Annotated in this window: 11 protein-coding genes; 6 read left to right on the top strand and 5 right to left on the bottom strand. The window is 66.5% G+C overall.

Translation table 11 applies throughout. The annotated features are described in order from the left end of the window. The first annotated feature begins 9 nt into the window (after nucleotides 1–9). The gene (locus LZC94_37325; protein ID WXB13494.1) at nucleotides 10–1,062 is read left to right on the top strand and encodes a hypothetical protein; all 1,053 of its coding nucleotides are present in this window, start codon (nucleotides 10–12) and stop codon (nucleotides 1,060–1,062) included. Continuing rightward, nucleotides 1,059–2,075: a hypothetical protein gene (locus LZC94_37320; GenBank protein ID WXB13493.1), complete on the top strand. Its 1,017-nt coding sequence runs from the start codon at nucleotides 1,059–1,061 to the stop codon at nucleotides 2,073–2,075. The genes LZC94_37325 and LZC94_37320 overlap by 4 nt, the downstream gene beginning before the upstream one ends. On the opposite strand, the gene LZC94_37315 is transcribed toward LZC94_37320, so the two are convergent. Together LZC94_37315 and LZC94_37310 are read right to left on the bottom strand one after the other, a co-directional pair. Next, nucleotides 2,068–5,766 (bottom strand): AAA family ATPase, encoded by a 3,699-nt coding sequence (locus LZC94_37315; GenBank protein ID WXB13492.1) that lies wholly within the window; start codon nucleotides 5,764–5,766, stop codon nucleotides 2,068–2,070. The genes LZC94_37320 and LZC94_37315 overlap by 8 nt on opposite strands. A 346-nt stretch (nucleotides 5,767–6,112) precedes the next feature. Further along, the gene (locus LZC94_37310) at nucleotides 6,113–6,847 is read right to left on the bottom strand and encodes an SDR family oxidoreductase (protein WXB13491.1); all 735 of its coding nucleotides are present in this window, start codon (nucleotides 6,845–6,847) and stop codon (nucleotides 6,113–6,115) included. Between the two features lie 142 nt (nucleotides 6,848–6,989). On the opposite strand from LZC94_37310, the gene LZC94_37305 reads away from it, so the two are divergent. Then, nucleotides 6,990–7,946, top strand: coding sequence for a LysR family transcriptional regulator (locus LZC94_37305; GenBank protein WXB13490.1), 957 nt, complete (start codon nucleotides 6,990–6,992; stop codon nucleotides 7,944–7,946). Here the strand turns inward: LZC94_37305 and LZC94_37300 are convergent. Beyond that, nucleotides 7,895–8,785, bottom strand: a complete 891-nt coding sequence (locus tag LZC94_37300; GenBank protein WXB13489.1) for a LysR family transcriptional regulator — start codon at nucleotides 8,783–8,785, stop codon at nucleotides 7,895–7,897. The genes LZC94_37305 and LZC94_37300 overlap by 52 nt on opposite strands. A 69-nt stretch (nucleotides 8,786–8,854) precedes the next feature. On the opposite strand from LZC94_37300, the gene aceK reads away from it, so the two are divergent. Continuing rightward, nucleotides 8,855–10,579 carry a bifunctional isocitrate dehydrogenase kinase/phosphatase gene (gene aceK, locus LZC94_37295; GenBank protein ID WXB13488.1) on the top strand — a complete coding sequence of 575 codons (1,725 nt, stop codon included), beginning with the start codon at nucleotides 8,855–8,857 and terminating at the stop codon, nucleotides 10,577–10,579. Nucleotides 10,580–10,638: 59 nt separating this feature from the next. Here aceK and LZC94_37290 read toward each other — a convergent pair whose 3' ends face one another. Then, the gene (locus LZC94_37290; protein WXB13487.1) at nucleotides 10,639–11,658 is read right to left on the bottom strand and encodes a chemotaxis protein CheB; all 1,020 of its coding nucleotides are present in this window, start codon (nucleotides 11,656–11,658) and stop codon (nucleotides 10,639–10,641) included. A 96-nt stretch (nucleotides 11,659–11,754) separates the two neighbouring features. Between LZC94_37290 and LZC94_37285 the strand changes: the two genes are divergently transcribed. Beyond that, a complete protein-coding gene (locus LZC94_37285) occupies nucleotides 11,755–14,712 on the top strand; it encodes a PAS domain-containing protein (protein WXB13486.1) in 2,958 nt (985 codons plus the stop codon). 86 nt (nucleotides 14,713–14,798) lie between these two features. Continuing rightward, entirely contained in the window at nucleotides 14,799–17,018 is a 2,220-nt protein-coding gene (locus LZC94_37280; protein WXB13485.1) for an ATP-binding protein, read from the top strand. A 205-nt stretch (nucleotides 17,019–17,223) separates the two neighbouring features. On the opposite strand, the gene LZC94_37275 is transcribed toward LZC94_37280, so the two are convergent. Beyond that, nucleotides 17,224–18,291: a hypothetical protein gene (locus LZC94_37275; GenBank protein WXB13484.1), complete on the bottom strand. Its 1,068-nt coding sequence runs from the start codon at nucleotides 18,289–18,291 to the stop codon at nucleotides 17,224–17,226. Nucleotides 18,292–18,425 lie beyond the last annotated feature (134 nt).

Raw genomic sequence — 18,425 nt, 5'->3', positions numbered from 1 at the left:
GTTCCACCTATGTCGCTGCTCCCGCAAGGTTGGGAGTCGGGCGCCGCGGGCGGTGCACCCCCGAGCACGGTGGTGGGGGCGCTCGCCGCCCACGCCCCGCCCTCGCTGATCGCACCGCCGGCGTGGCGGCGCATCGAATCGTTCGTCTCCACCCTCCCTGCCGCCTTCTTCTGGGGCATCTTCGAGTGCCGACTCGCGCCCGCGGATGAACGGGTGGACATGCTCCTTTGCGCGTCCCGCCGCCACGGCGGCGATGGGGCGCTCGGCCGGGCCCTCGAAGGAGGCGCCCATCGATTCGGCCCCATCACGCCGTTCTTGCAGGCGTGGGTCGAGCCCGACGGTCCGCTCGCGGACGTACCATTGATCTGGATCGAGCACGATCTCCTCGCCGAGGGACCGAGCGCGCCGTTCGTTCAATTTTGCGTCGACCCCAGCTACCCCGTGGCGCACGAGACGCCGCTCGAGCCCTCGCGGCTGCGCGCGCTCGCGGCGCGGGGCGCCGGCCTCCTGCTCGGCGAGCCGGCGAACGACGGCGCGATGGACCGGCTCGCGGCGTGCGCCGCGCGGCTCCCCGAGGGCGGGCGGATCGTTCACGTGGGCGTGATCCCGCACCGCGGCTCGCGCGATTTGCGCGTGCTCGCGGGGGTGCCCACCTTCGCCGTGCAAGGCTGGCTGGCGGCCATCGGCTGGCCCGGCGATCAAGCCATCGCCGCCGACTTTCTTTCGCTGCTCGGCGCGCACGTTCCGCTGGCGTCGGTGCAGCTCGATCTCGGCGACGCCGTGCGCCCGACCCTGGCGCTCGAGTTTCCTTTGCTCACCCGGCCCGATCGCGATCCGCGGTGGTCGGCGTTCATCGAATCGCTCGTCGCGCGCGGGCTCGCGAGCCCGGAGAAAGGGCGCGCGGCGCTCGGGTGGATCGGCGACGCCACCTACGACTTACCCGGCGCGCCTTGGCTCACCAATGTGCAGCGCCAGCTCGATATCAAGCTGGTGCTCTCCGCCGATGGTACGTGCGAGGCCAAAGCGTACCTCTGCTTTCACCCCCGCTTCGTGCTCCTATGATCCTTCCGCAAGAAGAGCTCCTCCGCCTCGTTGCCCCGCACCTCGCGCCGGTGCTCGTCCCACCCGAGACGGTGGCGCGCATCGGCAAGTTCACCGCGCGCCTGCCGCCGGCGTTCAGCTGGGGCGGGCTCGAGGTGCGCTTGCAGCCCGACGACGACCGGGTCGACTTGGTCGTCTGCGCCGCCGATTGGGAAGGGTGCCGCGCCGCGCTCGCCGCCGCGCTCGCGCAGCGCGATCCCCGTGCGCCCTTTGGCGCGCTCGAACCGCTCTTGCACGCCTGGTCCCAAGGGCGCGGCCGATTGGCCGAGATGCCGCACGTCTGGCTCGAGTACGATCGGCCCGACTCGGGCGATCCACCTCCGTTTGCGTTCGTCTGCGCCGATCCCGATCATCGCAACCCGCTCGCGCGCCGCACGATCCCCCTCCGCGATCTCATCGACTTGGCGCGCGAAGGTCTCACCTTGGCGAGCGGCGCGCTCGATCCCGACGCCTTCGCCACCTACATCCGCTGCATGCAGCTGCTCCCGCCCGGGGGCCGCGTCGCCACCGCCGCGTCGCTCGTCCCTCGCGGACGGAGCGAGCTGCGCATGGATGCGTCGGTCCCGCACGCCGCCATCCCCGCCTGGCTCGACGCGATCGCCTGGCCCGGCGAGCGCCGGCACCTCGCGCTCTTGCTCGACCTCCTCGGCCCGCGGAGCGGAACGAACGTCGAGCTCGACCTGGGCAAGCGCGTCGGCCCCGTCCTCGGCATGCTCTACGAGCCCGTGGCCCGAAGCCGGGAGCCGGCGAGCTGGGAGCCCCTATTTGCGCGCCTGATCGAGCGCGGCGCCTGCGAGCCCGCCAAGGCGCGCGCCGCCATGGAGTGGCTCGGCACGGAGACGGTCGACATCCCCGGCGCCGCGTGGCTCGTGTCGATCCAGCGGGACCTGGGGATCAAGCTCACGGTGTTTCCCGAAGGCCGCCTCGAGGCCAAGGCGTACTTCTGCTATTGCGCGCGCTACGCCTTCAGTTGAACCGCGGCGCCATCACGTGCACGAAGCTCGTGGGATCGGCCACGCCCAGCTTGCGCATCTCCGCGTCGGCCGCCGCGCACAGATCGTCCTTGCCGGAGAGCTCGCCCAGGCGCCGCTCGGTGCACGCGGCCGCGAGCAGCATATCGAGGCGGCGGTACTCGGCCCGGCAATCCTCGAGCAGGTCGCGCGCTTTTTCCCGCTCGCCGCGCCCGGCGGTGATGCCCGCCTCGATCAGCTTGGCGTGCGCGGGGCCATCCATGCGCTGCTCGCGCGCCAGCCGGCGTCGAATGCGCTCGCACGCTTCGAGCAGCGCATCGCGCTCGCCCCGGTGGGTGCGGGCGCGCTCGAGCTTCAGGCATGCCCACAGGTGCAAGGTCGGCAGCCGCGAGATCGGCAGCTTGAGAAAATAGGCGCGCTCGATCTGCGGCAGCTCGAGGTGAAACAGATCCCACGCGCTCTCGGGTTTGCCCGTGTACAAATGGCAATAGATGCGCAGGTAGAGCGAGTACAAGTGCTGCGCCGTGTAGCCGCCGCGCGACCAGCGCAGCAAGATGCGGTGGTCCTGCTTGCGCGCGCCGTCGATGTCGCCCTGCGCGATGAGCGCGAGCGCTTCGAACTGCCCCGACATGGTCTGCGCGAACAGATCGCCGCGCTCCGTCGACTCGCGGCTCCAGGGGCTCGCCCGCCGGCCGATTTCGCCCAGATCGCCGATCGCCTCCAGCGCCTTGAGTGCGATGCCGGTGCCGAGCGCCGCCTCCCAGCTCACCCCCGTGGACCGCTCGCGCAAGATGGCGACCCCCTCGTCGACCATCTCGAGCGCGAGTTTCCAGCGCCCCGTCTGCGAGATGTGCCCGAGCGCGCGCATGATCCGCGGCAGCCCCGCCAAGTAAGGGTCGTCCGTCTCGCGCCCGATCTTTTCCGCCCGTTCGATGTAGCGTGCGCCGATGCGCCAGGGGGCGAGCACCGTGCCGCCCACCAGCGCGAGGCCCCGGCCGATGCGCTTCGGTTCGCCGAGGTGCAGCGCGGAGGCGAGGCTGCGCACGAGGAAGTACGTGCCCTCCAAGGGCAGCACATTGCCGAGGCCCTTCCCGAGCGACCAGCCGAGATCGGTCGGAAAGATCTCCTGGGACGTTAGCCCCGTCTCGGTTTGACGCGTGAAATCGATCCCGCGCCACCGAAGGTAGACGAGCTGCGCCACCGTCTTGGCCGCCGCCCACGCGGGGGAGCGCGGGTAGGAGAGCCCGACTTCGTCGAGCAGCGTGCGCGCCACCGCCAGACCTTCGTCGATGTGGCCTCCGTAGAGATAGGCCTCCGCGGCGAGGCGGCGCAGCTCGCGGCGCTCCAAAGGCGCGGCGCCTTCGGAGGCGGCCAGGTAAATGGTTGCAGCTTCCCCGCAGCGGCCTGCGTTGAACAAGGCTTGCGCCCTTCGTATCTGCAGCTCCCGAGCGTGATCGGTCATCGGATCGCCCCAGCTCCATGCGTTCGCGTAGAGCTCCGCCGCACGTTCGAACGCGAGCGCCGTCGCTGCCTGCTCGGCGGCACGCTCGGCGTACTCGGAGGCACGACGAAGCTCCCCGGCTTCTCGCAAGTGATAGGCCAATACATCGGCGGGGGTGCGCTGGCCCGCCTCGAGGGAGGTGGCGAGCCATCCGTGAATCTCGGTGAGCGCCGTCTTCGGCAGCGACGCTGCAACATTCTGCCGAATGCGATCGTGATAGACCTCCACGATGTCGGTACCTCGCAGCCCCCGCGTTCGGAGCAATTGCGCCGAGCGAAGCTGGGCGAGCACGGCGTGCGCGTCACCGCGGATCTGAGCGGCCGAAAAGGCCAGCGCCTGCTCGATGGGCCGGGCGGCGATGGCCACGACCTGCAGCATGCGGCGCGCATCGTCCGGCATCTTGCGCAAGCGTGCGTCGATGACGCGATCGAGCGATGGGGCCGGGGACTCGCCCTGTTCCTTCGCGGGCCCTCCATGGCGCGCCAGCGCATCGATGAAGAAGGGGATGCCGGCCGCCTCGCGCGCCACATCGGCGGCGCGCTCCTCCTTTTCACCGGGACCCAAGCAGACCCGCGCAAAGCGAACGGCGTCGTCGTGCACGAGCGGCTCGATGTGAAGCTCGCGCTCGGTGAAGGGCAAGGTGCCCGCCTGCTGGCGCCCGCGCACCTCGCGCAAGAACGGGCTGTACTCGTCCTCGTCATCGCGGTACGCGGCGAGCACGAGCATGTTCGGCGGATCGGGATCGGCCACCAGCTCGCACAGAAGGTGCGCGCTGTCGGCGTCGGCCCAATGCAAATCGTCGACGAAGAGCACCAGCTTCCGGCGCTCGCCCAGGTGCCGGAGCACCCGTTTGAGCCCGGCGAAGGCGCGCTGCCGCAACGTCTGCGGCTCCAGGTACCCGCCGATGGGCGCGGGGATCGACGGCAGGACCTCGAGATCTTCCAGCACCGAGAAGATGCGCGCCGTGTGGTGGATGTCGGCGTCGAAGAGCGCGCGCTGCTCCGCGAACGGCAGCGCGTCGATCTTGCGGCAGAGCGCGTCGACCAGCGCATCGAAGCCCTTGTACGGCACCGATTCGCGCTCGTAGCAGCGCCCGCGGAGCACCATGGTGTCGGCCGTCTCGATCTCGGTGAGGAGCTCGCGCACCAGCGCCGTCTTGCCTACACCCGACGCGCCTTTGACGAAGACGCACAGGGGCCGCTCGGGTTCGTCGCACCACGCGCGAAGGGTGGCGAGCTCGTTCTCACGACCGATGAGCGAGCGCCCGCTGGCGGGCAGGGTGCCGGTCCGGATCGACTGCGGCGCCCCTTCGCAGACCGCGAGGATGTCCCTGGCCCCCGCGCGCCGCTCGGGATCCTGCTCGAGCAAGCGCACGCACAGATCGACCAGATCCGGCGGCAGCCCCGCGCGGCGGGTGCCCGGGCTCGGTGCCGGTCCCCAGGTGCGCGCCAAGGTGACGTTGAGCGCGGTGCCCTCGAACGGCGTGGTGCCGGTCAGCGCCTCGAACAAAATGGTGCCCACCGCGTACCAATCGCTGGCCGGCGTGGGCCGCGCGCCCAGCACCTGCTCCGGCGACACGTAGAGCGGCGTGCCCACGAGCACCCCGGCCTGCTCCTCACCGGCTGCGCCGCGCTCCAGCGACTCCACCAAGCCAAAGTCGAGGATCACCACGCGCCCCGACGCCTCGACCAGCGCGTTGGCCGGCTTCAGATCCAAGTGGAGGAGGGAGGCCGTGTGAAGCACCGAGGCCCCAACGGCGAGCTGCCGCAAGGCCGCCCGCAGCCGCGTCTCCGCGTCGAACGAAATGCCGGCCGCGTCGGGAGGAAGCGCGAGCGCTTTCGTACCCCACACGTATTGCAGGAAGCTCACCCCATCGACGAACTCCATGGTGAAAAACCAGGTGTCGTCGATGGCCATGAGCTCGTACAGCGTGGCCAGATTGTAGTGGGTCAGATCGGCGAGGCTGCGGTACTCCTTCTTGAAGCGCGCCAGCGCCCCCGGCTGCACGTCGGGCAGGGTTTTGAGGGCCACCCGGGCGCCGCGCTCCTCGTCGAGCGCCTCGTACACGACGCCCATTCCACCTGAGCCCACGCAGCGCAAAATACGGTAGGGCCCCAGCCGCTCCGGAACGACGGTGGATCGCACCATGGAGGTTCGCAGCGCAAGCTCGGTATCCGCCTCGACGTGCGTCATGAGGCATTCTCGGTCTTGGCGTTTCGATGTCAATCGCCGCCTGCGTCCGTTTTCGACGTCACCGAGTCATAAACCGACGCCGAACGGGGTTGGTTGAGATCGACCAAGGTGGCGCGCCCCTGCGCGCGCGTTACCTCCAGGGCACCCACCCTCGCGATATTCCGTCTGCATCGCAAACCGGGTCCTCGGACGCCATCACCCGGGAGAACCGCCTAGAGCCGCTCGCACCAGGAACCCGTCCGCCTGCACCCGAAGCGCACCCGGCGTTCGCGTACCTTCGGCATACTCGAATATCCAAGACGCCTGGGTCGGCCTGCAGCTATTTTTCAAACTTCGATACCGCCTTTCACCCCTGCGCCGTCGGCCGCACGATGATCTCGTTGACGTCCACGTCGGCCGGCTGCTCGACGGCAAACGCGATGGCCCGAGCGATGGCCTCCGCGGGGAGGATCGCCTTGCGGTACTGTTCGACGAAGGCCTTGGTCGCCGGATCCGAAATGGTGTTCGGCAGCTCCGACGTGGTGGGGCCGGGCGAGATCACGGTCACCCGAATCGTCTCGCCGCCCTCCTGGCGCAACCCCTCGGAGATGGCGTTGACGGCGAACTTGGTGGCCGAGTAAACGGCCGCCGTGTGCACCACGCGGTGGGCGGCGATGGAGGAGACGTTGATGAAGTGCCCTCCGCCCTGCTCCTTCATCCTCGGGAGCGCCGCCGCGATGCCGTAGAGCACTCCTTTGATATTGACGTCGATCATGCGATCCCACTCGTCCACGTGGCGCTGCTCCAGCGGCGAGAGCGGCATGATCCCGGCGTTGTTGATCAGGACATCGACGCGCCCAAAGCTCTGGCAGGCAAAGCGCACGAACGACTCCACGTCACCTCGCGCAGTGACGTCGAGCCTCTGGTGCACCGCCTCCCGATCGCGCGCCCGGAGCTCTCGAACGATGGTCTCGAGCCGCTCGGTGCGCCGCGCACCGAGCACGACCTTGGCCCCGCGCTCGGCCAAGAGGCGCGCGGCCGCCTCGCCGATGCCGCTGCTCGCGCCCGTGATCGCCACCACTTTTCCACGAATGTTCGACATACCGTTCTCCTGAGCTTCGCCCTGCGCGCCGGCAGGTTCGTCACGTCTCCGTGACCGCGTCTCCGCGGCCCCCGTTATGTAGGCGAACGGCTTCGTTGCTTCCAATACATGGTTCGAATACAAAGAATGACTCACAGTCATCATGTCGATCGATCCCACGTTCGTGAACGGCCTCGGCGTCCTGGCGGCGATCGTCGAGGCGGGTAATTTCGTGCGCGCGGCCGAGGCGCTGGGGATCACGCAGTCGGGCGTCAGCCGCGCGGTGGCGCGCCTCGAGGAGCAGCTGGGCGTGCGCCTCTTTCATCGCACGTCCCGCGCGGTGGCGCTGACGGAGGAGGGCGCGCGCCTGTACGAGGAGGTGGCCCCGTTGCTCTCCGGCATCGAAGACGCGGCCGCGCAAGCCACCGGCGCCAAGGCCAGGGTGCGCGGGCGCTTGCGCGTCAATGTCGACGCCACCTTCGGGCACTACGTCCTCGCCCCCCAGATCGGCGCCTTCGTGGCCCGCTACCCCGAGGTCTCGCTCGACTACTTCGTGCGCGACCGCATGGGCGATCTCGACGGCGAAGGCTTCGACGTGGCGGTGCGCTTCGGCGAGCCTTTGCCCTCGAGCCTCACCTGCCGCCTGCTCTTCGAGACGCGCGTGATCACCTGCGCCTCGCCCGAGTACGTAGCCAAGCGCGGCTGGCCCGAGCACCCGCGGGACATCGCGCACCACGAATGCCTCTTGTACCGCAACCCCTCCACCGGCCGCGCGTTCGAGTGGGTGTTTCAGCGCGGCAAGAAGATCGTGCCCGTGGCCGTGAACGGCCGCCTCTTGGTCAACGACGCGGTGAGCCTGGTGGAGTCGTGCGCGGGCGGGTACGGCGTGGCGCAGCTCTCGGAGTTCTTCGCGCGCGATCTCGTGGCCGAGGGGCGCTTGGTGCAGCTCCTGCCCGAGTGGGCCGACGAGCGCTTCCCGGTCCACGCGTACCATCGCTCGGCCAGGCTGCCGCCCGCCAAGGTGCGCGCCTTCCTCGACTTCGTCATCGAGCTCGTGGCGCCCTCCCGTCACTTCGGCGCGCGGAAAGAGGCGCGGACGCCGTCGCGAAGCCACGCGTGAGCCGGATCGGCGTCGAAGCGCGGGTGCCAGGCCATGGCAAACGCCAGCGACTCGAGCTCCAGCGGGATCCGAAAGGAGACCACCTCGAAGGTGCGGGCGGCGGTGGCCGCGACCCCGGCCGGCACCGTCACCACCAGATCGCTGGTGGACACGATGCTGAGCGCCGCCCCGAACGACGGCACCACCGCGGCCACGTGGCGCGCGAGCCCCTCCTTGGCGAGCTCGCGATCGATGGGCCCATGGCTCTTGCCGCGCCGTGAAATGAGGAGGTGCGAGGCGGCGGCGAAGCGCTTGGACGTCACGCGCCCGGACGCGAGGTGGTTCTCCTTGCGAACGAGGGCGACGGAGTGCTCGACGCTCAGCTGTTGCATGCGAATCTCCGGTCCCAGCGCACCTTGCACGCCGATGTCGAGATCGACCCGGCCGTCCCGGAGCGCGTCCACGTCCTCGTCGCCCTCGGGCACGAACCGAAGCACCACCTTCGGCGCCTCCTTGGCCGCGCGCGCGATCAACCGCGCGCCGAGGCTCCAGATGAGCGCGTCGTTGGCCCGAATCGCAAAGCTGCGGACGAACTCCTCGGGCCGGCTGGGCGCACCCGGCGCGAGCAAACGCGCCGCCCGCTCCACCACCGCGCGCACCTCGTCCTGCATGGCCACCGCGCGCGGGGTCGGCACCAGGCCGCGGCCGGCGCGGACGAGAATGGGATCTCCGGTCGCCTCGCGAATGCGGGTCAGGGTGCGGCTCATGGCGGGCGGGCTCAGGGAGAGCCGAGCCGCAGCTTTGGCGACGCTGCCCTCGCGCAGCAACGTATCGAGGGCGATGAGGAGATTCAGGTCCATGGTGTGACGATAGTCGCCCCGCACCGCATCCGCTGCTCCCGAGGCGAGAGCCGCGGTAATCTGGAGGAGATGAGCGCAAGCTTCTACATCGCACGGGCCATCCTCGACGGGTTCGACAAGCACTATCGGCTCTTTCGCGAGACCACCGGCCGCGCCAAGGAGCGCTTCGAGCGGGCCGACTGGGCCGGCGGGCGGGCGGCGGCCGTCGCGCGCATCGATATGTACGATCAGCGCGTCCGCGAGGCGGTGATCACCCTGGCCGAGCGCTTCCCCGATCTCGGCCTCGACGACACCCTCTGGCAATCGATCCGCACCTCGTTCATCGCCCTCCTGCACGACCACAAGCAGCCGGAGTGCGCCGAGACCTTTTACAACTCCGTCGCCAGCCGGGTGCTCGATCGCCGTTACCATCGCAACGAATACATCTTCTCGCGCCCCGCCGTCTCCACCGAGCACCTCGACGGCGACGAGCCCACGTACCGCTCGTACTACCCGGACGATCTCGCCTCCACCTTTCGCCATATCCTCCAGAGCTTCGACCTCAAGCTCCCGTTTCAGGATCTCGAGCGCGACATTCGCTACATCCTCCGCGCGGTGGCCGAACACTTCCCCGAGGGCTGGGAGCGGCAGCCGAACTTTCAAGTCCAGGTCCTGCGCTCGCTCTTCTTTCGAAACAAAGCCGCTTACATCGTCGCGCGCGTGATCAACGGGAACGCGCTCATCCCGTTCGTGGTCCCCATCCTGCGCGACGAGGGCGGCTCCATCTTCGTCGACGCCTTGCTCCTCGACGGCAAGAGCATCGGCCGGGTCCTCAGCCTCTCACACGTCTATTTCATGGTCGATATGGAGGTGCCGGCCGCCTACGTATCCTTCTTGGAGTCGGTGGTGCCGAGCCGCCCGCGCGCCGATCTCTACACCTTGGTCGGCCTGCAGAAGCAGGGCAAGACGCTCTTCTTCCGCGATATGCAGCAGCACCTCAAACACTCCACGGACAAGTTCGTGCTCGCCCCCGGCACCAAAGGCATGGTGATGCTCGTCTTCACCTTGCCGTCGCTCCCGTGCGTCTTCAAAGTCATTCGCGATTGGTTCGAGCCGCCCAAGGACACCGACCGAAACAACGTGCTCGATCGCTACCAGCTCGTGAAACACCACGACCGGGTCGGCCGGATGACCGACGCCCTGGAGTACACCCACGTCGCGCTCCCCCGCGACCGTTTCAGCAAATCGCTCCTCGACGAGATCGCCCGCCTGGCGTCTTCGTCCGTGATCTTCGACGGCGATCGCATCGTCTTCGAGCACGTCTATGTCGAGCGCCGCCTCATCCCGCTGGACGTGTACCTCAAAGATCTGGACGAGCCGCACCTCCACGACGCCATTCGCGAGTACGGCGAGGCCGTGAAAGATCTCGCGCGCGCCAACATCTTCCCCGGCGATCTGCTCACCAAGAACTTCGGCGTCACCCGCTACGGCCGCGTGGTCTTCTACGACTACGACGAGATTTCGTACCTCACCGATTGCCGCTTTCGGCGGATGCCCACCCCGCGCGACGACGACGAAGAGATGTCCGGCGAGCCCTGGTTCACCGTCGAGCCAAACGATGTATTCCCCGAGCAATTCCCCACATTCCTCTTCCCCGAGGGCCGCGCCCGCGACATTTTCCTGGCCGAGCACCGCGAGCTCGCCGACGCGCGCTTCTGGGCCGAGCGCCAGGAGCATATCCGGGAGGGCCACGAGGAGGAGGTCTTCCCCTATGGCGAGAGCCAGCGCTTCGCCAACCGCGGCTATTCGCGATGATCGTCTTCGCCGAGAGCAAATCGAGCGCCTGCGCGCGACGATCCCCGATGCGTGCGCCGCTATCCCGGTAAATCGCCGTCGTTTGGAGCGCGGCCATGGCCGAATCGTTGAACCTTCGAGAGGATGCCCTCGATCGCGTCGGCGTTCTTCTCGTACGCGTGGGCCCGCTCCTCGAGCTCGGCCGCGCCCTCGATATCGCGATTGCCACGCGCGCGCTCGGCCATCATGTACGCGAGCAGCGCTTGTTCGCGCAACCCGCGCCTCGCGGACTCCAGCGAGCCCGTCACCTCCGTCGCCTGGGCGGCCTCCAGCGACAGCGGCGACGCCGCGTGCCCGATCTGGCACTCGAAATGGAGCAGATCCGGCCGTTCCAGCCGCATCATCACGCCGTGGCACTCGGGGCAGGACAATACGGTCGCGTGGCGCTCGCCCGCGATCCCCTCGTCGTGCGCAATGCGATCGAGCGGAGCTCCCTTGGATCCGAGTCGACCCATCGTCGTTTCCTCCATAATGGGTGTATTGGCAAGCTCGCAAAGGCGAGGTCCTATTTCTTCCGGGGAGAGCACGGCGTCGACGCGAACGTTGTGCATACCGCTCTCGGGCATATCGGGGTGACGGGCCGTCGAAGGCTTCTGCACGATGGTGCGGCCCCCATGCGACTTGATGATGGCGAGGCCGTAGGTGCCATCGTCGAGGTGGCCCGAGAGCAAAACGCCCACCACCCGCGCCCCATAGCTGCGCGCGGCCGTGCGAAACAGCGGATCGATGGCCGGACGTGTCCCATTCTCCCGAGGCCCCGTCGTGAGACGCACCCGCCCGGGCTCCACGATGAGGTGCCGCGCGGGCGGCGCCACGAGGACCGTACCGGGCGCGAGGGGGTCTCCATCGCGCGCGTGGGTCACGGACAACGTTCCCAGGCTCGCGAGCAGACCCGGAAGGAGGTGGCTTCGGGCGTTCGGGTACGCATGCACGGCGATGAGCACGGTCCCCCGAAAGCCCCCGAGCGCCCCCACGATCGTGCGCAGAGGCTCCAGGGAGCCCGCGGAGCCACCGATGACGACCAAGTCATGCGTGATCATGCGGAGCTACGGAGCAACTTGCGCGCCGCCGTCGAATGACGAGCTTTCGGCGAGCCGAGACGGACGCTATCGTGGCCCGAACTTCAAAGGTGACTCATGGTTGACGCGGATTCCCAATCTCCCGCAGGCTCGAGCGACGATGACGTGTCGGACGTCGCCGCGTCGGCAAAAAAGTCGGAAGACGACGGCTCGGACTTCTTCATCGTCGGCATCGGGGCGTCGGCCGGCGGCATCGAGGCGCTCACGGAGCTGGTGGAGCACATCTCCTTCGATCACCTGGCGCTGGTGGTCGTCCAGCACCTGGCGCCCGAGCAGGAGAGCTACCTCGCGCCGCTCCTCTCGCGGAACGCCACCATCGACGTGGTGACCGTCGAGGACGGGATGCGCGTCGCGGCCAACTGCATTTACGTCATCCCGCCCGGCGCGAACCTCGCCCTCCTCCAGGGCGTCCTTCATCTCATGCCGCACAGCACCGCGCCGGGCCCCGCGGTCGCCATCGACTTCTTCTTCCGCTCCCTGGCCGAGGATCAAGGCGCGCGCGCGGTCGGGGTCGTTCTGTCGGGCACCGGAGCCGATGGCACGCTCGGGCTCAAGGCCATCAAAGAGGCGGGCGGAATCACCATGGCCCAGGATCCCGCCACCGCGAAATACGATGGAATGCCGCGCAGCGCCTTGGCGAGCGGGGTGGTGGATTTCTGCCTGGGACCCCGGGCTCTCGCGAACGAGCTGATGAGCATCGGCAGCCACCCGTACATCACCGAGCGCCGCCCGCCGCGCCCGAAGGCCGAGGTGGAGAACATCGCAAAGCTCGTCCTCCTCATCCGCTCGGTGACCGGCAACGATCTCACGTATTACAAGCCGAGCACCATCGAGCGGCGCATCGAGCGGCGCCTGGCCCTGCACAAGATCGAACGCCTCGCCGACTACATCAAATTCGCGCAGTCCAACCACGACGAAGTGCGTGCGCTCTACAAGGATATCCTCATCAGCGTCACTAGCTTCTTCCGCGATCCGGCGGTCTTCGACGTCTTGAAGAGCCAGGTGTTCCCCCGCATCACGGAGAACAACAAGAGAACGAGCCCGCCTCTCCGGATCTGGATCCCCGCGTGCTCGACCGGCGAGGAGCCGTACTCGATCGCCATCGCGCTCCTCGAATATCTGGACGACCGCGCGCACGATTACCGCATTCAAATCTTCGCGACCGACGTCGACGAGACCTCCGTCAACGTCGCGCGTCGCGGGATTTACCCGCAGAACATCACGCTCGACGTCTCCCCCGAGCGGCTGCGCCGGTTCTTCGTGAAGAAGGACGCCGATTATCAGATCTGCCGGCGCGTGCGCGACATGATCGTCTTCTCTTCGCACAACATCACCAAAGACGCGCCGTTCTCCCGGCTCGATCTGGTCAGCTGCCGCAACCTGCTCATCTATCTGCAGCCGGTCATGCAGAAGAAGGTGCTGCGTATTCTTCATTATTCGCTCAACCCGAACGCGTATCTCTTGCTCGGCACCTCGGAGAGCGTCGGCGACTCGCCGGATCTCTTTTCCCTCGTGGATCGTAAAAACAAAGTATACGCTGCCAAACACGTCCCCACGCAGACGTCGCTCGACGTCGGTTTCGGGACCATTTTACGGGAGCCGCCATTGTCGAATCAGCCGACGTCCGGCGCACGGCCCATCCTAAACATCGCGGCCTTGGCCGATCGCAAGGTCCTCGACACCTACGGCCCGCCTGGCGTCGTCATCAACGAGAATCTGGAGATTCTGCACTTCCGAGGACGCACGGGCTCCTTCTTCGAGCCGGCGCCGGGGGCGGCGAGCTTGAACATCCTTCGCTTGGCCAGGCCCGAGCTCCAACCCGACATCCGCCGAACGATTCACCAAGCGATCAAAGAAAACGCTCGGGTCAGCACGCCCTCCAAGATCACGGAGGATGGCAAAATACGCTCGCTCATGGTGGAGGCGATCCCCATCGTCGAGCCCGAGACCAAATCGAAGTGCATCATCGTGTCCTTTTGCGACGTGATCGAGCGGGAGGTGCGGGCGGTGGAGGCCGAGGCCGCGGCCGCGCCGGTGGCGACCCATGCGCAGGAAGCGCGTCTTCAAGACGTGGAGAGGGAGCTCACGGTCACCCGGGAGTACCTCCAGAGCATCGTCGAAGAGCTCGAGAGCGCCAACGAGGAGCTCAAATCGTCCAACGAAGAGCTCCAGTCTTCGAACGAAGAGCTCCAGAGCACGAACGAAGAGCTCGAGACATCGAAGGAAGAGCTCCAATCGGCCAACGAGGAGCTCACCACCGTCAATGACGAGCTTCAGACGCGGATGCTCGAACAGCAACTCACCAACGACGATCTGCACAATGTCTTGAACAGTGTGGACAGCATCCTCGTCATCACCGGCCTCGACATGCGCATCCGGCGCTTCACGTATGCCGCGGAGAAGCATTTCAATCTGCTCCCCGGCGACGTGGGGCGCTCCGTCAGCCACTTGAACCCATTTCTCGGTGGGCTGAAGCTCGATGCGGTGGGCGCAGAGGTCATCGAGACGCTCGTGCCCTTCAACCGCGAGGTGCAGGCGAGCGATCAGCGATGGTACATCGTCCGCGTCACGCCCTACAAAACCCTGGAGCACTCCATCACGGGCGTGGTCATCAGTCTGAACGACATCGATGTTCGACACCGTGCGTTGCAGCTCGGCCAAGACGTGGCGGAGTACGCGGGCACGTTCCTCGATGTCATCGGGCATGCGCTGCTCATCATCGATGGGAAAACGAAGGTCGTTTGGGCGAATCGGAATTTTTATCCCATCTTTCGATTGGAGCCCGATCGCGTCATTGGAAAATCGTTCGCCGAGCTGCCGGTTGGCCCCTGGTCCACGAAGAGGTTGCAAGAGTTCCTGGAAGGCGCTCTAGTAACGGGCGGGGCATTCCGCGACGTTCACATCTCTTATCCGTTTGGCGATGAGCTGAAATCCGTTCGCGTCAGCGGGAGTCGCATGCCGCCCATGAACGGAGATACGGGGCTCATTCTGCTGTCGTTCGAGGACGGCCCGTAGCTTGCTCCCTCGGGAGCATCATGCTCAAGTCCTTGAAAAACGAGGCGAGCGATCCCTTTTTCGAACTTGCCAGGGGAGACGCGCTCATGGGGCGAAAGGACCTCACGTCACAAGCGGATCTGACGAAAGCGCTGGACGCACTCGAGCGCGACCCTCATCTGCGAAAACCGGCGGCTCAGATTCAGCGCCTCCTTCACGATTTGCAGGTTCATCAGGTCGAGTTGGAGATGCAGAATCGCGAGCTGCGCGAGGCGCACGCGCAGCTCGAAGAGTCACGCAGCCGTTACGCCGATCTCTTCGACTTCGCCCCCGTGGGTTACTGCACGTTCGACAGGACGGGACGTATTCAGGAAGCGAATCTCACCGCGGCGGGGCTTTTTGGCACACCGCGCGCCAATGTCATTGGGCGCCAGCTCTCGGGGCTGGTCGCCTTGAAAGACGAACGCGCATTTCGCGCCCATCTTCAGATGTGCTTCACGGAACGCGTGCGCGTGACCACGGAGGTGACGTTCTCCGTGCGAAACACCAACACGCGGCTCACCGTGCAAGTGGTCTCCGTACCGCTCATCGACGCCGGCGGTGAGGTGATGGGTTGTCGCACCACGCTCGCAGACATCACGGGTCTCAAGTACTCGGAGAGCATGTTGCGCTTCTTGGCCGACGCGAGCGAAATCCTTGCGTCGTCGATGGATGCCGAGAGCACGCTCGGGCGGGTCGTCCATCTGGCCGTGCCCATCCTGGCCGATATTTGCTTTCTGGACATCCTGGTCGACGGCAAAGCCTTCCGGCGCGTCAAGGTGGCGTGGGCGGACCCAAAGCGGCGCCCGATGCTGGAGGTCATCAAGGCCAGGGTCCCCGATATCAAGGCGGGTGCGCTGCAAGCGCAGGTGGTGCGCTCCGGCAAGCCGTACGTAGGGTCGGCCATGTCGGCGGCCATGATGGCCCATCTTCCGCCGCAGCTCGGACCCATTGCGAAATCGATCCTCGTCGTGCCCCTGAAGGTGCGCGAGCGCACCTTGGGCGTGCTCACGTTCATCATGGCCGAATCCGGGCGTCACTACTCCGCGCGCGAGCTGAGCGTGGCCCAAGACGTCGCGCGCCGCGCGGCGATGTGCCTCGAGCGCGCCGAGCTCTATGCCGCGTCGTGCGACGCCGTTCGTTCGCGCGACGACATCTTGGCGATCGTGTCCCACGATTTGAGGGATCCGCTCAACGGCATCATGCTGGCCGCGTCGAGCGCGCAGTCATGGCTCGAAGAGCGCAACGACACGGACGATGCGCTGAACTTGCTGCATATGGTCACCCGATCCGCCAACAGGATGACCCGGCTGATCGCCGAGCTGCTCGATTGGAGCAGCATTCAGTCGGGGCACCTCTCCATTCGAAAGCGCCATTGCTCCGTGGCCGAGCTCTTCGCCGACGTGCGCGAGATGTTCTCCCCGACCGCGCAAGACAAGCACATCGAGCTGGTCGTCACCGACGCCCCCGACTCCTCTCCCGTGTCGTGCGACAAGGAGCGCGTGCTGCAGGTCTTGTCGAACCTGATCTCCAATGCCATCAAGTTCACCCCCCGCGGCGGCGTGATCCACGTGGCCGCCGCCGAGGGCGAGGGGGAGCTGCGCCTCTCGGTGTCCGACTCGGGGCCGGGCATCACCAAGGAGCGCCTGCCGCACGTGTTCGAGCGTTTCTGGCAAGCCGAGGAGACGGCGGTCAAAGGGCGCGGTCTCGGTCTCTTCATCGCCAAAGGCATCGTCGAGGCGCACGGCGGCCGAATTTGGGCCGAGAGCGAGTGGGGAAAGGGCGCCACCTTCTGCATGACGTTGCCCATGATCGGGCCCGACCCGAGGGATTCGGCGCGCGCCAGCCATCCGGCCAGCGGCATCGAGGAGCTCGCCAAGGGCGAGGGCAGCGCGGACGAAGCGACGGGCGCTTCGGACGGATCGATCTTTCTGGTCGACGACGACAAGGACATGCGCGAGCTCTTCACCAACGTGTTGGAGAAGGACGGCTACTCCGTCGTTGCCTGTGAAAATGGCTCCGAGGCGCTCCACCATTTGCACGCGGGGCGCAGGCCGCTGCTCATCCTCCTCGATATCCAAATGCCGGTCATGGATGGCTGGACGTGCATGAACGAGCTCCATAAAAATGCGAGCTTCTCGCGCATCCCGACCATCGTGATTTCGAGCCCGGAGTTTCAGCAACAAGCCTCGTCGCTCGGCGCGGGGTTTCTGGAGAAACCCTTGCGCATCGAGCGCCTGCGCGAGCTGGTCGATCGCTACCGCGCGGCCGACGCCTCCCGCGCCTGACGGGGCCTCTCTCGTTTGCCAGTGAATAACGAAATTTTTCACCCGCCCGCGCGATTTTTGTCGATGCAATGGCACACATCGTAGCCACCTCCGTCTGTACCATCGCGCGCGCTCACCATTCGGAGGAGAACCACGGCGCGCGACTGAACGCGGTGGCGCTCGTTCGAACGCGATTCAATACGCGCGCCATCCGATGGAATATGCCTTACTCGTCGGGTTTCTTCCAAATACCGCGCTCGTGCATGAGCCGGATTTGGCGCTCGATGATCTCTTTACGGTATTCGGCGTGCTTCATCGGTACGCGATCGAGGTAGATGTTCTTGGGGTAGATGGGCTGTTTGTAAAGGAGCTGATAGAGCTCCGTCGGCAGATCCTTCATCCAGTTGTCCCACTGGGCGCGCGCGCGGTGGTCGCGCAAGGCTTGAATGTCGATGACGCCTGCCACATAGGTGGAGCCCGCGCCATAGCGCTGTTCGCCCACGACTCTACCTTTGTAGTCGACGATGAGCGATTGTCCGCCGAACGTGTCGATGGGGGTCGTGTCCTCTCGGGAGAGGTAGTACGTGCCCATGTTGGGGGCCACCACGTACAGGTTGTTGTCCAGGGCGCGTGCGCGGGTCTGGATTTCGAACATGCCATTGCCCGCGGCCGGGTGCGGGTAGGAGCCACGGTAGATCACCTCGGCCCCGTTGAGCGCGAGCGCCCGCGCGTTCTCCGGATACGAGCCTTCGTTGGCCATCATGATGCCCAGCCGGCCGATCTCGGTGTCCACCACCGGCCAGAAGGCATCGAGATTATTTCCATACTTCGCGATCCATGTATCATACACATTGTGCGGGACCACCGAGTGCTCCACCGGGAAGAGCGGCGCCACCTTGTGGTGTTTGAGGATCAGCTTCCCGGCGCGATCGAGGATGAACCCCACGTTGAAGAACCGATCGGGAAAGTCCGGATGACGCGCCTTGGCCTGGGCGATCACGAACGAATCGAACGCGCGCGCGATCTCTCCGAGCTGCTTCGTCTCCTCGCCCGGAACGTCGATGGCGCAGTCGCGGGCGAAGGCCACGTGATCCAGGTCGAGGACCTCGTCGTTGAATCCCTGGAGCGCGCCCTCGGGTATAGCGATGAGGCGCACGGGCAAATCGAGGCTGGATAGCCACGCCGCGGCCTTGGCCAAATGACGCAGATGCTCGATGTTGTCGCCAATATCGGCGCGGCGCCGAATACCGCGAACCGTGGGAACGAGACCGACCGCCGTGTACGGCTTGATCATGGGATCCTCCTCCAGGGGCAAGAGTCGTCAGAGGCGAGAACGATGCACTAAAACGGCTCGAAACAATCGTAGTTTCGCTGGCCGATCATGCGACCATCCCGGGTGTCGAGAAACACGGCAAATGACGCACGCAG

Source organism: Sorangiineae bacterium MSr11954 (assembly GCA_037157815.1).
Taxonomy (GTDB): Bacteria; Myxococcota_A; Polyangia; order Polyangiales; family Polyangiaceae; genus Pendulispora; species Pendulispora albinea.
This window is presented reverse-complemented; position numbering and strand designations above follow the sequence as displayed.